Origin of the sequence: Sphingobacterium sp. UBA2610, from assembly GCF_002339225.1 — a bacterium.
In the GTDB taxonomy this organism is placed as follows: Bacteria; Bacteroidota; Bacteroidia; order Sphingobacteriales; family Sphingobacteriaceae; genus Sphingobacterium; species Sphingobacterium multivorum.
The window spans coordinates 320,872-340,297 of the sequence record NZ_DDKA01000001.1; the positions used below are offsets into that span (position 1 = coordinate 320,872).

Consider the following 19,426-nt stretch of genomic DNA (forward strand, 5'->3'; position numbering starts at 1 on the left):
TTTTTATTCATCTTCCAATTCATTGAATTTATCCAGGTCGGCTTTTGCCCCGATAGGATCACCCAATTTTTCACGAATTGCTGCGCGATATGAATACAAATCAGAATAATATGGATTCAAATCGATCGCTTTCGAGTAATCTGCCAGTGCGCCTGGTAAATCCTCCAACTTTTCATTCAAATCGGCTCGTAATGAATACACATAAAAATCTTCCGGATTGAGCGTAACAAGGCGATCAAAATCCAATAATGCTTCCTCAAAATTTCCCAACCGCTCAAACAAAGATGCCCTTTCTTCGTATACGATCGATGAATCACGATCTATTTCCTCCGCCTTGGCATAGTCTTCCAGCGCACTTTGGTAATTACGATAGGATTCAAACACTTTAGCGCGAAATATATGGGCGGCAGAACGATTCTCATCAAGAGCAATAGCCTGATTGAAATCAGACAATGCCAATTCAAAACAGGTCAATTTCAGGTACAAACTTCCTCTAAAAACAAACAGGTTGCTATCCTTGTTGTCGGATTCCGCAATAGCAGAAGAATAAAGACCGATTGCTTTTAGATAGCTATAGCAATGAACATATTCAAGTCCCAATGAATTTATTTCGTCAGTACTCAGGTGCTTTGGCTTCGATTCCAGCTCTTGAATAACCAAATTATCGGCCTCAAAGTAAGTGAGTTCAGCTTGATTCTCCGCCCATTCCAATACACTATGGTAATTAAAATCCAGTCTTTTAGCAATTTGATAATCATAGAAAGCGCCTTCATCTTCCTCGATCTGTCTGTAGACTAAACAACGGCTAGCATAAAAAAATGGCTCTTCTTTATACTTTTCAATAGCGCTTGTAAACGCAGCAATAGCTTTGTCATAGGCGGCTATTTTAAAATAATAAAGCCCTAAATAACTATAAGCAAGCGCATTGTTGTCCAAAGCAATCGCCTCCTCAAGTAAAGCGACAGGATTACCATCGCCACTGATTCCGACATTAAATCCTTCCAATGTAGATCTAATCGCGCTCTGTTGGACGGTGTCTAACCAATCAGCGGAAAAAGATGAACTCGCTTCCGGAAAAAATGATGAAATAGGTAAAAAAGAAAACTTAGCAAGAAGTACGGGTACTGGCAGTGTAAAATCTGATTCCACAAAAGTATTGTTTTGTAGAATGACAGCTAGATTTGAAAACATATGCTTCATACCCAAAACTAAGCTAAATTTCATTACAAAAGAAATCTAACGGGAGATCAGGTATTATAATCGGGTATTCTTATCAACTAATTTCACCTGTCAGGTATAAGTATTTATAGCGGACAATATCCCTCGAATTTGTAAATTTGATTAATTTTTCGTTTTTGAAAACATAATTGGAAACCTTCTCTTCCATCAAACGCAGGAATTCAACAAATTCAGCAAAAAAGTCTTGACGTTCTCCTGGTGTAAACTGGCTGTTTTTTACAATCCAAAAGAATTGCTCTTCATTTACATGGAAAGATACCTCATTTTTCTTTTCTTTTCGAAAAATAAAGATTGGGTCATTTTCTTGGTTAATAAATAAAGCAAAGCCTGTATTTCCACCATCCAAATTAACAACAAAAGCAGAAAAATGGACAGTACCGATCTGTAAATTTTCCAGACAAATTAATTTATGCAACATCAGGTTGACAATTAGATCACCTAAAATTATTAAGTTTTTATTAAAAAACAAAAAAAGGCCCACAAAATAATTGTGGACCTTTTGTATTCGACGTAAATCTTATTAGAATGTAAATTTCACAGATGCATTCCAAGTTCTACCCTGTCCGATCAAAACAAAATTGGACGTATCAATACCATTCCAACTATTGTTCACATCTGTCACCAAGTTGCTAGAAGTAGCTTCCGAGATATAGAACTTATTCAACACGTTGTTCATGTTGACACGGAAACTCATGCTGTTCTTGTCACTTACCTTAACATTGTAAGAAAGACCGCCATCCAAAAGATTAAAAGACGGCAATTTCATATAGCGTCCATAGGTTTGGCCATCGATAACTTCCCTACGATAATTCGACGCATATAAACGCTCATAGTATCTGTAATTTGCGTCAACAGACAAACCTTTAAACATTTTATATTTAGCGCCAAATCCGTAAGAAGTTTGTGCTGCGTTACCAACGTGTTCACCCGTTAAATTCACCTGAGAACGACCCAATTCGATGCGGTTGTCGTTACGTACGACCGAATTTACTGCGCCATCGTACTTCCAGTCACCTATCGATAAAAATCCTGTTAGGCTCAATTTTTCGATTGGGCGGGCCTCAAAATCAACTTCTACCCCTCTATGCACCTGTTTTACACCGTAATTGGTTGTATATAGGTAGGCACCTTCGACCAAAATACCAGGATCATTTGTTGGATTGTATTTTTTTACATCATCTGCCGTCGCTAAACTCGAACTACCCGTAACACGATTTTCCCAAGTTGTGCGGTAAACATTCACATTCACATCCAAGAATCGAGAAGCAAATTTGTAACCAGCCTCTAAACCAAGGATTTTTTCATTTTCAGCATTTTCATTAATATCATTTGCAAAGTTCATGAAAATATTGTTTTGATAAGGCTGACGGGAATAGTACCCTGCGTTACCAAAAACACTATGATGTCCCATTGTATAACTTACACCACCCTTGGTATTGTAGCCAAAATTGTTCACGTCTTTAGAATCCTCATTACCTGGCGTGTATTGAAAATAATCAGAACGTTTGTTTTGTTGTTCAGAAACCGATCCTTGGAAAAACGCCGTGAAACCATTTTTCGCATATTCCAACTGACCGAACAGACCGCCGTAACGGATGTATTGATTGTAATCCCAAGCTAAACGATCTTCACGCGAATCAGGTTTGCTTGAGAAAGCTTTCCAAGGATTTGTTGAGTATGTATTGGTAACCAATGGCTTATTAGGGAAATTAACATTACCGCCCAATACAACACCATTTGTATTTCCTAGCGGATCTGTCAATTTACGATAATGTGTACCCTTATAATCTCTCACATCAAAACCGACATTAAAATTCAGGGACTCTGAAAGCTTACGGTTATAATTGGAAACTATACCAAACCACTGATGATTGTTTACATCAGCAGCCAAATATTTGCCTTTGTTGTATTTATCACTTCTTAACGATTGACCGCCCCCAGCAGCTAACGACGCATAAACGACAGTTGACAAAGATGATTTATCATCGATGGTCCAATCCCAGTTCAAGTTGGCTACCGGCTTATGATAAAAGTTCTTTTGCGCATTCATCATCACGCCATTTGCATCCTTATAATTGTCGTTGTAACGTCTGCCATTAGCAAGATAGTTCGACAATTTTGAGGTATATCCTTGGTTGTGCCACTGTGGTGCACCGGTTACCATGAAGTTCAGGTTGTGCTTTTCATTTGCTTTGTATCCAACGGACAAGAAATAACTTTGTCCAGCACCTTCCGTATGATCCATATAACCGTTACCTGACCATTGCGTAAACATAGCCGAAACAGCAAAACCGTTTTTCATCAGACCGGTATTGTAACCTACTGTTGCCTTCATAAACATATCGTTACCAACAGTAGTGCGGACAAAACCACCTTCTTTCATTGCGGTAGATTGTGTCACGTAATTTACGGTACCGCCGACAGATGAAATCGCTAATTTAGATGATCCCAAACCACGTTGAATCTGCACTAAAGAAGCAATATCTGTAAGTCCCGACCAATTTGACCAATATACACTTCCATTGTCCATACCATTGATCGGCTGACCGTTCAACAAAAATGCGGTATTGGACTGATCAAAACCACGTGTTGTCATAGAAGACTCACCAAAACCTTTTGCCTGACCAGTGATATAAACCGACGGGGTATTAGCTAGTGCTGAAGTAATATCCTGTGCGCCTACCCTTTCCTCTAAATCCTGTTTACGGATCGTCGAAACGGCAATCGGCGTCTTTCTTCCCGCAGCAATATCAATAACACCATGACCAACAACAACAACCTCATCCAAATTTGTTGAAGATCCAGCCGTAAAAATTGGATTGATATTCAACGATTCCCCCGATTTCAGCATGATGTTTTCGAAAACAACAGGCGTTTCGCCAATGTAAGTTACCTCTACTTTGTAGGGGCCTCCTTCTTGAAGATTTGAAATTTGAAATTTTCCTTGGGCATCGGCTGAGCCACTTACAACTTGTCCACTTGGGATGTGGGTAATTTTAATGGTTGCTCCTTTAACCGTTTGTCCAGTAGCTTCTTTGACAACTCCTGAAACCGAACTAGTATTTGCTGTTTGACCATGAACGGCACTATAACTAGCAAAAACGAGGGCAAAAAAAAGTAAAGACTTTTTCATGTTAGATGTGATTGTTTTGTTTTTGTGGCGCAAAATTAGGAATTGATTGTCTTTTTAACTAATTTTAACAATAGGATTATCAGACCCTAGCGCTATACAAAACAAATCAGTTTTAAGCTTCCACAGAAAAACAGCTACTTCTAAAACAAAGAGGCAATAAAAAAACAGATTAAATAAAATAAATACAACACATTCATCACATTCTTAAAAAAACACTAAAAATAATCAGAATAACATTTTGTCTGTTTTGAATAAATCAAAATTTATGAATTTCACGATTTTATATGTTAGCTGCTGGATACGCCACACACAGCACAAAAAAACCGGTCTTTCTACACATTATTTCCACCAACATTCTTTTCCACCAACATTCTTTTCCACCAACATTCTTTTCCACCCCCAGGGGATAAAATAAGCCCGTAAATAATTAACTTTAACTAAAATAATACCGTATGTTGTCAATCCAACAAGCTTATACAGGCATTCTTGAGCCAGAGTTAATTACTGCAATAGCCAAAAACGCACACATCAAAACGTTTCATGAGGGGGATCTCATCATTGATACCAATCAATACATCAAGTCGATGCCCCTTCTCCTAGATGGAGCAATAAAAATTGTCCGGGAAGATGAAGACAAAGGCGAACTGCTGCTCTACTATTTGGAAAAAGGTCAAACCTGTACGATGTCAATAGCCTGTTGTCTCGGAAATAAAAAAAGTGAAATTCGTGCCCTCGCAGAAAAAACAACAACGGTTGCCATGATTCCAAATGAGCTTGTCAACCTTTGGATGGGAAAATACCCCTCTTGGCGAAATTTCATCATATCAAGCTATTCAAGCCGTATGGACGAAATGTTACAAGCTATTGATAGTCTAGCTTTTTCCAATATGGAAGAACGAATCATTCAATATCTGAAAGCCAAAGTAAAGCTGAACAACGACCGAATACTTACCCTTACGCATCAGGATATTGCTTCTGACCTAAACACATCCCGGGTAGTTGTCTCCCGAATTTTAAAAAAACTGGAACAGGAAGATAAAATAGTGCTCCTTCGTAACGAAATCAGGGTATTAGTGGAATGACCAAAACATTTGTATCTTTAATAGACGTAAATTTCAAGAGCTATTAATGTAATTTTAGATGAAGATAGAAAAATTAGGATTTATAGGATTAGGAAACATGGGGCACCCCATGGCTAAAAACCTGGAAAAAGCAGGATTCCCCCTTTCTGTTTATAATAGAAACCGTGCAAAAGCAGCGGGCTTTGAAAAACAATCAATGATCAGAGAAGGTATAGCCGAATTGGTCGAACATGCTGATATTGTATTCTCCATGCTAACCAATGATGAAGCTGTCAGTGAAGTATATGAAAAAATCCTTCAAGGAGATATCAAGGGCAAATTATTTGTCGATATGAGTACCATATCCCGTAAACTCACCCTGTCTATCGCATCCAAACTCAAAGAAAAAGGAGCCGCATTTATAGATGCACCTGTGGCCGGCAGTACCAAGCCCGCGGCAGAGGGCACCCTGATTATTATGGTCGGTGGTGAACAGGAGGATCTTCATCGCGCCCGGCCATACCTCGAGCAGATGGGCAAGTCGATCAAACATGTTGGCGAAAATGGCCAGGGAATTGCCGCCAAACTTGCGATCAACTATTTTCTTTCAACGATCTATCAAGGTCTCGCAGAGACGATCTTATTTTCAGATAAACTGGGAATTCAACGGAGTGATATGCTCGAAATCATCAATGATAGTGCCAGTGGCAGTGGCGCAACAAAAGTCAAAACGCCTTTACTGGTGGAAGAAAACTACAGTCCTGCTTTCGCACTAGATCTTATGCTGAAAGATATTCGACTGGCGCAACAAGCCGGTGCCGAATATCCCCTCCTCAAGACATTACTCGATACCTACGGGAAAGCACACGACCAAGGTCTCGGACAACTCGATGTTATTGGTATTATTGAATCTATAAAGTCGTAACTTCAGGTTGGCGACAGCGGAAAAAATGTACATTGAAAATTATATTTAGTTGAGATGGACTCCAAATTAGGTTCATTTCTGATCACACAAAATAATGATCGGAACAAATTATTGACAGATGAAAACAGTTATGACACTATTGATGCTTACTATGGTCACGATGACTACGCAGGCCCAACAATTAAAACAGGTTTCTTACCAGGATGGTGAACAAAAACTCAACGGCATGGTAACCGCCAATAGGGCAAAAAAAGGCCCTGCTGTCTTAATTATTCCTGCGTGGAAGGGAATTGACAACGAAGCGAAACAAGCGGCATTGCTTCTTGAAAAAGAAGGTTACATCGCGTTCATTGCCGACATCTACGGTGAGGGAAATATTCCTGCGGACAACACCGCAGCTTCGAAAATTGCAGGCCACTACAAGACGGACTATAAAGCTTATCAGCATCGCATCAAGCTCGCATTAGAACAACTGAAAAAAGAAGGCGCAGATCCGACAAAAATTGCGATCATTGGCTATTGCTTTGGAGGTTCAGGAGCATTAGAAGCGGCGAGAGCCGGCTTCCCCGTCAATGCCGTGATCAGTATCCACGGAGGCCTATCCAAAGCTGCCGATAGACCCAATGGTTCCATTAAAACAAAAGTACTCATTGAGCACCCTGCAGCCGATAAGAGTGTATCAAAAGAAGATTACGATGGGTTGGTCAAGGAATTAAATGAAGGAAAAGCAGACTGGCAAATAATTACCTACGCAAATTCTGGACATACGTTTACGAATCCCGAGTCAGCGGAATATAATCCCGTGATGGCCAAACGTGCCTGGGAGCACACCTTATTATTTTTGAAAGAAGTATTAAATTAAATAGCAAAGTAAGCAACAGCAATATCGACCCAAATGAATTATAACGCGAAACTGCAAATTTATCCGATTATCATTCAGTTGTTGATATTGCTGTTTTATAGTCCCATTGCAGCATCGCAAACAGTAAAATCGTTAACAATAGCTAGCCCTACACAGGCAGTTCTGTTTGTAACCAATGAGTCCGATAAATCAACTGATTTTATCATGCGTTTACACGAAAAAAATGCTGCTGCGATTTTCAAGCAAGTACCTTTTAGCACAACAAAGTTACTGGTCACAAAAACCGATGCAAAAAAACTTACATTTAGCATTAAAAATCAACAATGGACCATCAATCTATTGTCATTGAAACAACGTCATGCCATGATCTTGTTTGATGGCTTAGGCAAACCCAAGATCATATACGATAGTAATACCTATCTGACAGCAGCCAAATCCATATTAAGCAACAACACACAAGTTGCGTCGAAGAATCCTTCGTCACAATATAATGCCCAACATTTCTTTGACTCCATTGCACAAGTGCAATTTATTCCATCCAGGCAATATGCAGCGGCTATTATCGCCAATACAGCTCTCCCTCTTTACTACAGTCAGCGTAAAAATCAATGTGACGGCACGTACGTCATGCAGCAGTTTTCCGATGAAAATGAGGTGGAAACTGGAGCAATTGTGACGACTGTATATGAAGAAGGCAAAGAGCTCACATCCAACAATCTTTCCGGCGGAAATAATTATTTCAGCAAAAGATGCTATAATCAGTTCGGACTTATCGACTCCATACAGTACCTTCAAAACAGCAAATGGAGCAACAGCACCATTTACCGTTATCTCCCAAACGCCATTGTTTCCTACGATCCAACATTACAAACAGCGACAATAGACCACTTGAACAGCAAACTCCAGGTTGTAAAAAGTGAATCCATTCATTTTTTATACCAACGGATAGATTGGACCATTTACAGTTATGACAAACAGAATCGCATGAGTGAAGAGCTGTCGGGCAGAAATGATCGAAGGGAAAGTCGGGTCCGTTATGCGTATAGCGATCCGAAAACAAGTGATTATATACTACGCCAAACCTTCGATCAAAATGACCAACTCACAGCGGAAATCAAGCGATCCTACCGGGCCAACGAAACAGTTGATGAATTCTACTTCAAGGGGGTATTGCAACAAAAATCAATTGTAAAAGATTTGGGAAACTGTACGTATGAAAACCTGAACTATAACGGGCATGGGAAGATCACGGGCAAATACGTACAAACAAGAAAACAGCTATAGACATAGAGCGAAAAGCCAGTATACACCCGATGGAACAAAAGTTCTACCCCCTATACAGTAAAAACACAGGACAAATTAAAAAAAGCGGCAAAAGATACATTTCTGCATTAATTTTGATAGCGATAAATAAACATCGTATTGAAAAAAAGAAAACTGATCAGTCAACAGCACCCCTTGCTCTATTTTTTTGCAGTATGGGTAAGAAGAATGCAGCGAAAAGCCGTCTGGCTATTTGACGACAAAAAATACAGCAAAGTTAAATCAGCTGAAAAACTTCCCTTTCGTATTAAAAAGCATCAGTCTGTATTATTAAAAAAGCTGGGCGAAAATAATATGCAATTGCAGATCAACAAAGTGACCAACCTGAAAATTGCAGCAGCACAGATCAATAGCATTCTGATCAGACCGAAGGAAACCTTTTCATTTTGTAAACTCGTGGGGCTCCCCACCGTAAAGAAAGGGTATCTGCCCGGCATGGAGTTATCCTTCGGTGAAGCAAGGGCGGGTATTGGCGGTGGAATCTGTCAAATATCCAATCTCATCCATTGGCTTGTTATCCATAGTCCACTCACCGTCAGCGAACGTTATCATCACTCCTTTGATCCTTTTCCTGACGATGGTCGTGTTTTGCCATTCGGCAGTGGGGCTACCGTATTTTATAACTACCGTGATTATCAATTCACCAACAACACGCCTTACACCTTCCAGATCAACCTCTGGTTTACAGAGAAATGTTTAGAGGGCGAATTGAGGATCGATCAGGAGCTGGATTTTGCATACCATGTCGTTGAAAAAGAACATCAATTTCTTAAAATAGACAATCAGTTCTTTCGTAAAAATGAGATTTGGCGCGAGAAGTTTTTAAAATTTCAGGGTGGAAAGATTTTAGAAACAGAACTTTTGACCAAAAATTTTGCCCGGGTTACTTATACCCCTGTTGAATATATTGAAATTAGTGCCGATCAAAATCCGGCCGATTAATTTAACAAGCTAAGTGATCGAAAAATGATGGATATGAAAAGTCCTCTTTTTTGTTTAAATTTGGTCTGGCTTTGGGGGTATTCTGTATAGAATTGAGATAGTCCCTTTGAACCTGATTCGGTTTATACCGGCGTAGGGAAAAGCAAAAATCCACTGTACAGCATACTCCTTTACTGCGCAGTCTATCGCTCTTCTTCCCTCCAAGGCTACACCGTACATCTTAGCATATGTAAAAAGAATGGAAGATTCAATTATCAATTTATTAGCGCAGCTGAGGGTCGAAAAACCCCTTGTACACAACATCACAAACCTAGTCGTGATGAACAATACGGCCAACGCACTGTTAGCCCTAGGAGCGTCCCCCGTAATGGTACACAGTCCTTTAGAAGTACGCGAAGTTGTCGATATTGCGCAAGCTCTTGTTATTAATATCGGCACCTTGAGTGAAGATACAGCCGAAGCTATGCTGGTTGCTACCGAACATGCCAATACCATTGGACGGCCATGGGTACTTGATCCTGTTGGTGCTGGGATATCAGCATTCCGCAATGATTTATTAGCCAATCTACTGGATCTCAAACCAACGGTTATTCGTGGAAATGCATCAGAAATCATGACGCTGTACAATTTCAACCAACCGAACACAAAAGGAGTCGACAGCACGACAGCGAGTAAAGATGCGCTCCGATTTGGCCAATTATTGCAAGAGCAAACCGGTTCCATTATCTGTATTTCTGGAGAAGTAGACTATATCCTTTCACAGCAATACCGGGTTGAAGTTTTTAATGGCAACCCTTTAATGACACAGGTAACTGGACTTGGCTGTAGTGCTACTGCACTTATTGGTGCATTTCTAGGTGTTACAGACCAATATGTTGAAGCAGCTGTTGCCGGCGTTTCCATTTTGAGCTTGGCGGGAGAACTCGCAGCCCAAACAGCAGCTGGCCCGGGTACCCTGCAATTGAATCTCTATGATGAACTCTATAAGCTCAATGCAGAACGTCTAAAATCAAAGCTCAAGATCAAATGTTATGCGCATTAATCCGCTTTTTCCCTACCCTTTATATTTGGTAATTTCTGAGCGGGACTGTTATCCTCAACATTGGCTCAATGTCGCCGAAGAAGCCATCATTGGTGGAGTCGATCTTATTCAATTACGCGAAAAAGCTGACGATCCCGCTACATTTTTGGATAAAGCCATGCGTTTGAAAAAACTGACCGATCGTTATGGTATTCCGCTCGTGATCAATGATGCCGTAGCAATCGCTGCAAAAATCGAGGCATGGGGAGTACATGTGGGTCAAAATGATTTGCAGCCGCTCCCTATTCGAGAAAAATATGGCGATAAATTAAACATAGGCTGGTCCATAGAAGATATGCAGCAGCTGGAAAGTCCACAAATGTACGCTGTCGACCACCTTGGTGTAAGTCCCATTTTTTCTACGAGAACAAAAATGGATACGATTACTGAATGGGGAATTGCAGGTTTAAAACAACTTCGGAATAAGACGGAAAAACCATTGATCGCTATCGGAAGGATGAACTTACAAACTGCAGAAGAGACCTGGAATGCCGGTGCAGACTCCATTGCAGTCGTTTCGGCCATATGCCAAAGTCAAGATCCCAGAGCTGCCAGTGCACAACTAAAAGAACTATTAAAATGACAAAAGATAAAAAATACCGCGTCCCTACCGTACTCAGCATTGCGGGGTTCGATGGTAGCGGTGGTGCAGGTATACAAGCAGATACCAAAACCATATCTGCATTAGGTTGTTATGCCATGAATGTGTTAACTGCCTTACCCGTTCAGAACACACAAGGTGTAAGACGTATTTATGACATTCCTACAGCAGCCGTCCAGGACCAATTAGATGCTATTTTTGACGACATCTATCCCGATGCAATTAAAATAGGCATGGTACACCATATTGAACTTGTGGAGCTTATTAGCAGCTATTTAAAAGAATATAAAGGGCCTATCGTATTTGATCCAGTCATGGTCTCGACCAGCGGGCACAAGCTCATTCACGATGATACAATTCAGGCCTGCATTGAACTTCTTTTTCCTTTGGCAACGCTGATTACACCAAATTTAGACGAGGTAAGTGTTTTAGTAGACGAAGTTATTGACGATGTCGAGAGGATGAAAAAAGCGGGAAATAGCCTACTGGCGAAAGGTTGTCAATCCGTTTTGATTAAAGGCGGGCATCTCCAAAGTCAAGAATTAACATCCCTATTGTTCCAGCACAAGAATCCACCAATTGAATTCAAATCTCAAAAAATTAACAGCAAAAATACACATGGTTCCGGTTGTTCGCTTTCTTCAGCAATTGCGAGCCATTTGGCACAAGGCGTTGGTCTCGATAGCGCGGTTGAATTCGCATTGGCCTATATACACGCAGCAATAGCTGGTAGCAAAGACCTCATCATTGGCAAAGGAAATGGGCCATTAAATCACTTCCACAATCCGATTAAACTTATTCAATATGAACTGGACTGATCATGCCTGGGATTCAATAACATCAATTTATTCAGATATACTCACTATGCCGTTTATTGTTCAGCTTAGTGATGGTAGTCTTCCCCTGGATAAATTTCAATTTTACATGCAGCAGGATGCTTTCTATTTAGAAGAATTTGGCCGTGTGCTCGCCTTTATAGGTGCAAAAAGTACGGATAACCAACAAGCATTGGACTATTTCGAATTTGGTCGCAATGCGCTACTTGTTGAACGGGCATTACACGAAAATTACTTTCGGGAATTTGGTTTAAGTCCTGCCGACAAGAGCAACAAAATCGAACCAACCTGCCATCATTATGTTCATTTTCTTAAAAGCGTAGCCGCTTTCGAGAGCATTGAGGTTGCTATGGCGGCAACACTCCCCTGTTTTTGGATTTATAAGGAGGTCGGAGATCACATTGTATCGACAGCAAATACACAGGGAAATCCCTATTCCAAATGGATAGCAACTTATAGCGGTGAGGATTTTGCACAGGGCGTTATCAAGGCGAAAAACTACGTTGACAAAATTGCAGCAGAAACTACTGCAACAAAACGGGAGAAGATGCGACAAGTATTTATAACAGCTTCCCAATTAGAGTATCAATTCTGGTTAGCAGCCTACAAACGAAGAGTCTGGTAAACAAACTATTGTCCGATACCGAACAGTTGATGTTCAAAAATGAGCATGAACGAAAATAGCACTCAGGAACAAAACTAGTGTTAATCAGTATTTTAAACGGATTTAAAGTTTTGGCATTACTATTATACTATAGGTGGCAGTTAACGATAGAGCGTATGCATAAGCACATAAGAAACGATAAAAAGGGAAATTAAAATGAAACTTTCAGTAAAAATAAATTTAAACTAATAACAGAAAAATAATGAAAAGAATCTTAACCATTGCCTTTATTTCATTTTTATATGTAGCTCAGGCACAAGAACGCGAAACACGTAAGATCACTGCTCCAGATGGCATTTCATCGGCAACTTCATTACGTGTAGATTATATTCACTCTAATCGCAACGAGGTTATTGTTGAAGCAGATAATCCCGAACATTTATCCCTTATCGAAACGACTGTAAAAAACGGTACACTGTATGTACAGTATAAAAGAAACAGTTCAATCAGAAATGCGAGAAACAATCGCGTAACTGTTTACTCAAGCAAGATACCGACACGCTTTTCGGCATCATCCAGCAGTTCGATCTATACCGATGAAACGATTAAGGCAAACAAAATTTCTGTAGACGTATCCTCCTCCGCAAAAATATCGCTTAAAAAAATAATTGCTGATGATATCAACCTTTCAACGAGCTCTTCTAGCAAGTTAACGACAGATGTCAGCAGTAAAAATTTGCAAGTATCGGCAAGCAGTTCGTCTAAGCAGGAAATTGCGGGTAGCGCTTCAAATTTAAATTTGAACACCAATTCATCCGCATCGGTTGACATGAGCCGTTTCTCGACAACAAATGCCCAAGTACAAGCCAATTCGTCTGCAAATGTTACGCTCAGCGTGAAAGAAAACTTACAGGGAAATGTTTCTACATCGGCAAGAATTGCGTTAAAAAATCAACCAAAAAATGTCCAAGTTGACAAATCAACAAGTGGCAAAGTAGTATTGTAATTTTTAGTGTGGTCTTTAAAAAAGACTGTTTATTTATGTTTAATGTTTAGTTAGCTTAAAGGTGATACATACCCCAGTATCACCTTTGCTTTTATTAGCATTTTTGCTCACACTTCTCCTTCTCCTTCTCCTTCTCCTTCTCCTTCTCCTTATAAATTCACACATTTATCACCTCAAAAAACTGTATCAGGAAATTAATGACATCGATAGCAAAACCAGATTTCAGCTAAAAAAATTATTTTAGGTCTCGGTTTCAGGACATTTTTGTATATTAATATTCATATAAATGCCAAACTTTCGACGCAATGGACAATTTTTTAGCGACTTGTATCAAGCAATTTCAATATTATAAATCTTTGGGTGATAAAACATTGCACAGTTAAGCACTGAACAACTCTTTTGGCAACCCAATGATTCGAGCAATAGCATTGCATTAATTGTTAAACATTTAGGTGGAAATATGCTTTCCCGATGGACCGATTTCCTCACCACAGATGGCGAAAAACAAAATAGAAACCGCGACCAGGAGTTTGAGAACAGTTGGGTAGATCGCGATGAGCTTATTACCTATTGGAATGCTGGATGGTCCTGTCTGTTTCAAGCAATTGAATCCCTCGAAGAAGAAGATCTCGCTAAAATCATTTATATCCGTAATCAAGGACATACCGTCATGGAAGCGATCTTGCGGCAGCTAGCACATTATCCCTACCACATCGGTCAGATGCTCTATATTGGGAAAATATGTTTGGATGATAAATGGACCTCCTTATCAATACCCAAAGGTAGTTCAGCGTCCTATAATAGGGAGAAATTCAGCCATGAAAAACAGCAACAACATTTCACGTCGGAGTTTATAAAAGGGAATCAGGACAATTTGTCTTAAATAAGCTTTTTCACTTAGTTAACACAATAATTACTTGATTGGAAAGCATCGGATGCTAACCTAATTTCCGCAAACTTTTAAGTATATTTGTCATACATACAACTATTCCTTTTTTTTTGATTTCATTGGTAAGTAGGTTGTCTTTAAAACTATGAAAAATTCGATTAAGATCATCAACAATTACGAGTACAAAAAGTTATTTTTACCGGATGTTTCTGAGCACAATTTATTCAATGAGAATAAAATTCAAGTCTATCGAATCGAGAATTACCTCCGCAGTATCCTGATGCCTGTCATCCCCTATCGTACGACGTTTAATTTTCTCATTTTTGTAACGAAGGGGTCCCTGACCCAACATCTCGAAAGCGCATCTTATACCTTAACCGAAAATCAAGTCATTAACATCAAACAAGGTAATATTACGGCTACGCTGGCAATCTCTGATGATGTAGAAGGTTTTTTCGTGGTTTATGAAAATGAAATTGTAACTGATATTGAGCTTGGCATAAACGATATTAAATTTTTCAATTCCCATCCTTTTACCACACTTAAACCACATGTAGCACATTGGATCCAGCAAATGTTGATGTTATTGGAAGAGGAACTTTTTACCGATGGCCGCGTAATGGAAGTCTGCATATCCATGATGCAGTGTATCCTATTGAAGGTGATAAAATCGGATATAGAGACTAAGGCGCCGATGAGCCGACAGCTCGATATTGCTTTCCGTTTCCGCGAATATGTACAAAAATTTCATATCGATCATAAAAACGTGTTATTCTACGCCAATTTATTGCATATTTCAGAAAACTACCTCAATAAATGTGTAAAGGAAGCGACAAATAAACCTCCGAAGCAATGGATTAGTGAAATAAGTATCTTACATAGTCAGATTCTGCTGCAGGATGCTACGAGAGATATTGCCGGTATAGCCTTTGAATTGAAATTTCAATCGCCCTCCTATTTCACCAGGCTATTCAAAAAAATCACTGGGTATTCACCCAGTGACTATCGGAAACATAAGTTTATGGCGGGCTAATGCTTTTTACGGTAAGGTAAATTCCAGATTAAATCTACGGCTAAATAATGAACCCCAAAATCTACTTTGTCATAGCCTTTAATTAAGTCATTCATATAACCCAGATCCAATCGCAAAGGTGTCTTTGGAATATCTGTCATGTAATAAAAACCCAAACGGGTCTCTTTATAGCCAAAGCTAGACCAGGTACTAACAGGTTCGTAGAGCTTGCTGATTGCAAAAAGTCCTTCAGCGCTCAACGCCAATTCCTGCTTATTTTTAGCCGAAATTTTGAAATTTAGCTGCGACTTCAAGCGGGTCCTAAATTGAAAATTCTCTTCTGTCTTTTGAAAATCGGCTGTAAAGAACTTTCGGAACTCTTGCCTTAATGTATTTTTCCATTTCAAACGATCATTAAGGGTCAATGTATACGCATATCGTCCATACAACCTAAACTCTTGCTCAACACCTTCGTTATGATATGGGGCAGCCTCATCGTAAACGTTTTGGCGACGATAACTCAACGCATAACTATATTGTTGATTTTTAGCAAATTTATGATAGACCTCATGGTTTAACACCCAAATAGCCTGCTTGTGAAATGGATTTGAATCGTCGGGTGTACTTTTAGTTCCCAAACCAATATAGGTCAATGCTTCCTTCGTTCCAGCACTGTCTAATTTCCTACGCAAGCCCAAAACCGACCAAGATGCGGTCCTTGCTTTTCCTAATCCCGGCGGACTGACTTGTCCGTACACCGTATTTACATGAATTCCCAATAAGAGCATTATTGGGAATAGTTTTATTAAACGAAATTTAAACATACATAAAATTTTAGTTCACAAAAAAGGACTAGGAAGTCCCTTCAGCTGATGAAAACCTATTCACCAACCATTTATCGATAAGTTTGACAGGGTGCATAGCCCACATCGCAAAAACAAATGGAAAAGTCAATGTTGTCCATCCGTTGTGAATCAAAAAATGATCGAAATATGTTGCGATAATCGTTCCGATTAGAACATATACACCATCTCTAACGCGGGGGCCGCTTAGGGCAATTCCAACCAAAACCGCATTGAAGCTAAAAATGCCATTATTGGTCATATCTACAGATTCATGGCCATGGTGCGATATATAAACACTGATGATAACAGCAGCGAAACCGTAAAGTGCGCCCATGGGATTGCTCAGGAAAACCCCGATGAAAAAGATCAATCCAGCAATTAAACTACCCTGAAAAATAACCTGACCAAAGGCATGGCCTTCAATTAGGAAGTCATCCATTTCCTGAATATCAACAAAATGCTCGGGTACAGTCCGCAAGGCCAGTTCTGGAATACTCAACACATACAATGCGATCCAGGTAATTAAGATAAAAGGAAATGTAAATACCGGCAGATTCTTCTTTAATGCAAACCCCATCAAAATGGTGGTCAACGCAGATCCTACGATTAAGGCTCCCCATACCCAAACGTTTGTCTGGAAATAGAAAACCAAAGCAATACCGTAAAGCGTAGCATTAAATCCGAAAAGTCCATCATTGATATGATCCTCATCAAATTTCATCAACTTGGCCGTCAGTACGCCTACGATGTTAGCGAGAACCCCTGCAAAGCCCATAAGTGCCGAATCATAAATAATGGCTCCGATAAATAAGATACCCGTCCAAATGTTACCCTGTAACATAATCTGCCCAAATCCTTTAAAAAAAGCTTGTATAAAAGCTAGGATGTTATTTTTCATTGGAATATAATTAGTTGTTATTCAAAAATATGTTGCCCCATAGTGCGCTTTGCATTTCTTTAAAAAGAAGATAAAGCTGTTCGGCACCGTTACCTAAAACGCGAACCATAAAACCGTCATGCTGCAATTCGCTAATCCCAAACGCGACGTCTTTGGTTTCCCCGTACTGTTCATGGAAAGCCTCGATCCAGTCGCTTGGATTCAAGCCGGCACTATTCAGATAGATCAACGTTCCCTGGTGCGTATAGCCTTCCAAAATACCCAGACCTTGTATAGGCATACGATCTGGCTGAAGCAATACATTATCCTTCACCACGAGCCTACCATTGACATAACATTCTGTCAGATTTTGAAAGTGATTGTACATAAACTCTTCACCGGACATTTTCCGGCCACAGGTCACGATTTCACTCAGCAATAAGTGACAATTTGAAGCAAGATGTACAATGTTATGGCTCAAAAAATGAGACGAATGCTGAGGTACGACGGGATGGGATACATAAGAAAAAACAGCATTTTCGCCTACATTCACTTCCATCGTTTGGGACGAATGACCTTTCATATGAAACAAACGCTGGTAAGCCTGCGTCTGTAACTGTAACTTAGACCCCGGAGCAATATCAACTTGAATACGATGGTCATCTCCATCCAACAAACCAGGCGATGAACTCATAATCATCAAGTACGCTGCATTGTCTTTTTGATATTGCCCAACAGGAACGATACGAAACGGTTGTGTCGCATATGCATCTTTTAAAAAGGATTTTCCTTCGCGATGTGCTATCTTAATAGCTAAAGAACAAATCATAATTAACGTAGTAAATTAGGTTCCTCAATATCTTGAAGGAGTGCGTATTTTTTAATCCAGCCTACGATCTCTTCCAAACCATCGCCGGTTTTTAGATTTGAAAACAGGAATGGAGAACCTTTACGCATTTTACGTGCATCATGTTCCATCACTTCTAGGCTTGCGCCCACATAGGGTGCCAAATCTTTTTTATTAATCAACAACAGGTCTGATCTTGTAATTGCCGGCCCACCTTTACGCGGCATTTTTTCACCTTCGGCAACATCAATGACAAAAATGGTGATATCGGCAAGATCCGGACTATAAGTAGAAGTCAGGTTATCACCACCACTTTCAATTAAAATCAACTCCAAATCCGGGAAACGGCTAGCCAGTTCATCTACAGCTTCGAGATTCATACTCGCGTCTTCCCGTATCGCTGTATGGGGGCAACCGCCAGTTTCCACACCGATAATTCGTTCACGGGGAAGCAAACTATTTTTGGCCATATATTCCGCATCTTCCTTGGTATAAATATCATTCGTAATTACGGCAAGATCAATTTCATTCATCAACCGTCTGCTCAATCGTTCCAATAATGCTGTCTTACCAGACCCTACTGGACCACCAACCCCTATTTTAACATATTTTCTATTTTCCATTTTAATTGTTTTTTAAGAAATATAAACTCTAGAATATAATCGTTCGTGTTGCATGCAACGGATGTCAAATCCAATGTTGCATAAGCCCACTAAATTCCGTTCAACGGTTAAGGTCTCTTTGCAGAGATCAAGTATATCATCATGTAAACCAAAAAGTATATCTTGGCCATCCAACTGTCCTAATGGCACAAGTTTTACAGCGTTGGTCACCATCGTAATGGCGGCATTATAATAAAAGCCATGTAATGCTTCTTCCAAAGGAATTTCTAAAAGTGACGCCAACATGCCATACATCAAACAGTAATGGCTATCTACTTCCTTCTTTTGGATTAATTCACCCCAGGATAGCATAAAATCCTGCTGTTGATAACGACTGAATATTTTATAAATACGTACACCCAGTTTTTTACTGGCATCGCGAATTTCTCTTGGGCTTTTTAATGCTGTACATTCTTGATCTAACGCGATCAATGCATCCATGTCCTGCGAAGAAGTTGCTTCATAGGCCAATTTCATCAAAGCAGCATCATTGTACTTCAGATTATACCAGAGGTTATGACGCACATAATTGTCCGCCGTAACTTTATCACAGACCAAGCCCTGTTGCACATAAGTCTCCAGTCCATTTGAATGGGTAAACCCTCCAATTGGTAATGTAGGATCTGCGAGATGGAGTAACTTGCCTAGAAATGTATTTTTCATTGACATTATTTTTTTATA

General features: G+C 39.7%; 20 protein-coding genes and 1 riboswitch. Of the genes, 12 read left to right on the forward strand and 8 right to left on the reverse strand.

Annotated elements, in window-relative coordinates; genetic code table 11:
- Window positions 1-3: 3 nt before the first annotated feature.
- The 3 genes from B4Z47_RS01475 to B4Z47_RS01485 form a co-directional block, all read right to left on the reverse strand.
- Window positions 4-1,224, reverse strand: a complete 1,221-nt coding sequence (locus B4Z47_RS01475; RefSeq protein ID WP_070567843.1) for a tetratricopeptide repeat protein — start codon at window positions 1,222-1,224, stop codon at window positions 4-6.
- A gap of 49 nt (window positions 1,225-1,273) precedes the next feature.
- Window positions 1,274-1,657, reverse strand: a complete 384-nt coding sequence (locus tag B4Z47_RS01480) for a hypothetical protein (protein ID WP_070567845.1) — start codon at window positions 1,655-1,657, stop codon at window positions 1,274-1,276.
- Between the two features lie 102 nt (window positions 1,658-1,759).
- Window positions 1,760-4,372 (reverse strand): TonB-dependent receptor, encoded by a 2,613-nt coding sequence (locus B4Z47_RS01485; protein ID WP_201638985.1) that lies wholly within the window; start codon window positions 4,370-4,372, stop codon window positions 1,760-1,762.
- 452 nt (window positions 4,373-4,824) lie between these two features.
- On the opposite strand from B4Z47_RS01485, the gene B4Z47_RS01490 reads away from it, so the two are divergent.
- The 12 genes from B4Z47_RS01490 to B4Z47_RS01545 all read left to right on the forward strand — a co-directional run bounded on the left by B4Z47_RS01490 (window position 4,825) and on the right by B4Z47_RS01545 (window position 15,535).
- Entirely contained in the window at window positions 4,825-5,454 is a 630-nt protein-coding gene (locus tag B4Z47_RS01490; RefSeq protein WP_070567849.1) for a Crp/Fnr family transcriptional regulator, read from the forward strand.
- Window positions 5,455-5,512: 58 nt separating this feature from the next.
- Complete coding sequence (locus B4Z47_RS01495; RefSeq protein ID WP_159333060.1) at window positions 5,513-6,358, forward strand: NAD(P)-dependent oxidoreductase; 846 nt, start codon at window positions 5,513-5,515, stop codon at window positions 6,356-6,358.
- 118 nt (window positions 6,359-6,476) lie between these two features.
- The gene (locus tag B4Z47_RS01500; RefSeq protein WP_159333061.1) at window positions 6,477-7,220 is read left to right on the forward strand and encodes a dienelactone hydrolase family protein; all 744 of its coding nucleotides are present in this window, start codon (window positions 6,477-6,479) and stop codon (window positions 7,218-7,220) included.
- Between the two features lie 33 nt (window positions 7,221-7,253).
- Window positions 7,254-8,504, forward strand: coding sequence for a hypothetical protein (locus tag B4Z47_RS01505; RefSeq protein WP_159333062.1), 1,251 nt, complete (start codon window positions 7,254-7,256; stop codon window positions 8,502-8,504).
- A 138-nt stretch (window positions 8,505-8,642) separates the two neighbouring features.
- On the forward strand, window positions 8,643-9,485 hold the full coding sequence (locus tag B4Z47_RS01510) for a VanW family protein (RefSeq protein WP_236560236.1): 843 nt from the start codon (window positions 8,643-8,645) through the stop codon (window positions 9,483-9,485).
- Between the two features lie 63 nt (window positions 9,486-9,548).
- Window positions 9,549-9,641: riboswitch (TPP riboswitch) on the forward strand.
- 82 nt (window positions 9,642-9,723) lie between these two features.
- Window positions 9,724-10,527 (forward strand): hydroxyethylthiazole kinase, encoded by an 804-nt coding sequence (gene thiM, locus B4Z47_RS01515; RefSeq protein ID WP_070567855.1) that lies wholly within the window; start codon window positions 9,724-9,726, stop codon window positions 10,525-10,527.
- Complete coding sequence (gene thiE, locus B4Z47_RS01520; RefSeq protein WP_070567857.1) at window positions 10,517-11,149, forward strand: thiamine phosphate synthase; 633 nt, start codon at window positions 10,517-10,519, stop codon at window positions 11,147-11,149. Before thiM ends, thiE begins: the two co-directional genes overlap by 11 nt.
- Complete coding sequence (thiD, locus tag B4Z47_RS01525) at window positions 11,146-11,985, forward strand: bifunctional hydroxymethylpyrimidine kinase/phosphomethylpyrimidine kinase (protein WP_070567859.1); 840 nt, start codon at window positions 11,146-11,148, stop codon at window positions 11,983-11,985. Before thiE ends, thiD begins: the two co-directional genes overlap by 4 nt.
- Complete coding sequence (gene tenA / locus B4Z47_RS01530) at window positions 11,972-12,628, forward strand: thiaminase II (RefSeq protein ID WP_070567862.1); 657 nt, start codon at window positions 11,972-11,974, stop codon at window positions 12,626-12,628. The genes thiD and tenA overlap by 14 nt, the downstream gene beginning before the upstream one ends.
- Before the next feature lie 241 nt (window positions 12,629-12,869).
- Window positions 12,870-13,613, forward strand: coding sequence for a GIN domain-containing protein (locus B4Z47_RS01535; RefSeq protein ID WP_070567864.1), 744 nt, complete (start codon window positions 12,870-12,872; stop codon window positions 13,611-13,613).
- 427 nt (window positions 13,614-14,040) lie between these two features.
- On the forward strand, window positions 14,041-14,496 hold the full coding sequence (locus B4Z47_RS01540; protein WP_254667747.1) for a DUF1572 family protein: 456 nt from the start codon (window positions 14,041-14,043) through the stop codon (window positions 14,494-14,496).
- A 151-nt stretch (window positions 14,497-14,647) separates the two neighbouring features.
- Window positions 14,648-15,535 carry a helix-turn-helix domain-containing protein gene (locus B4Z47_RS01545; RefSeq protein WP_070567866.1) on the forward strand — a complete coding sequence of 296 codons (888 nt, stop codon included), beginning with the start codon at window positions 14,648-14,650 and terminating at the stop codon, window positions 15,533-15,535.
- On the opposite strand, the gene B4Z47_RS01550 is transcribed toward B4Z47_RS01545, so the two are convergent.
- Genes B4Z47_RS01550 through B4Z47_RS01570 form a run of 5 tightly spaced genes read right to left on the reverse strand, consistent with a single transcriptional unit; the run spans window position 15,532 to window position 19,408 of the window.
- Window positions 15,532-16,338 (reverse strand): DUF2490 domain-containing protein, encoded by an 807-nt coding sequence (locus B4Z47_RS01550; protein ID WP_083296038.1) that lies wholly within the window; start codon window positions 16,336-16,338, stop codon window positions 15,532-15,534. The two genes, B4Z47_RS01545 and B4Z47_RS01550, sit on opposite strands and share 4 nt — an antisense overlap.
- 28 nt (window positions 16,339-16,366) lie before the next feature.
- On the reverse strand, window positions 16,367-17,257 hold the full coding sequence (locus tag B4Z47_RS01555) for an urea transporter (protein ID WP_070567868.1): 891 nt from the start codon (window positions 17,255-17,257) through the stop codon (window positions 16,367-16,369).
- A gap of 10 nt (window positions 17,258-17,267) precedes the next feature.
- Entirely contained in the window at window positions 17,268-18,065 is a 798-nt protein-coding gene (locus B4Z47_RS01560; protein WP_070567870.1) for an urease accessory protein UreD, read from the reverse strand.
- A gap of 2 nt (window positions 18,066-18,067) precedes the next feature.
- A complete protein-coding gene (gene ureG, locus B4Z47_RS01565; protein ID WP_046675418.1) occupies window positions 18,068-18,706 on the reverse strand; it encodes an urease accessory protein UreG in 639 nt (212 codons plus the stop codon).
- 12 nt (window positions 18,707-18,718) lie between these two features.
- The gene (locus tag B4Z47_RS01570; protein WP_070567872.1) at window positions 18,719-19,408 is read right to left on the reverse strand and encodes an urease accessory protein UreF; all 690 of its coding nucleotides are present in this window, start codon (window positions 19,406-19,408) and stop codon (window positions 18,719-18,721) included.
- Window positions 19,409-19,426: the final 18 nt, after the last annotated feature.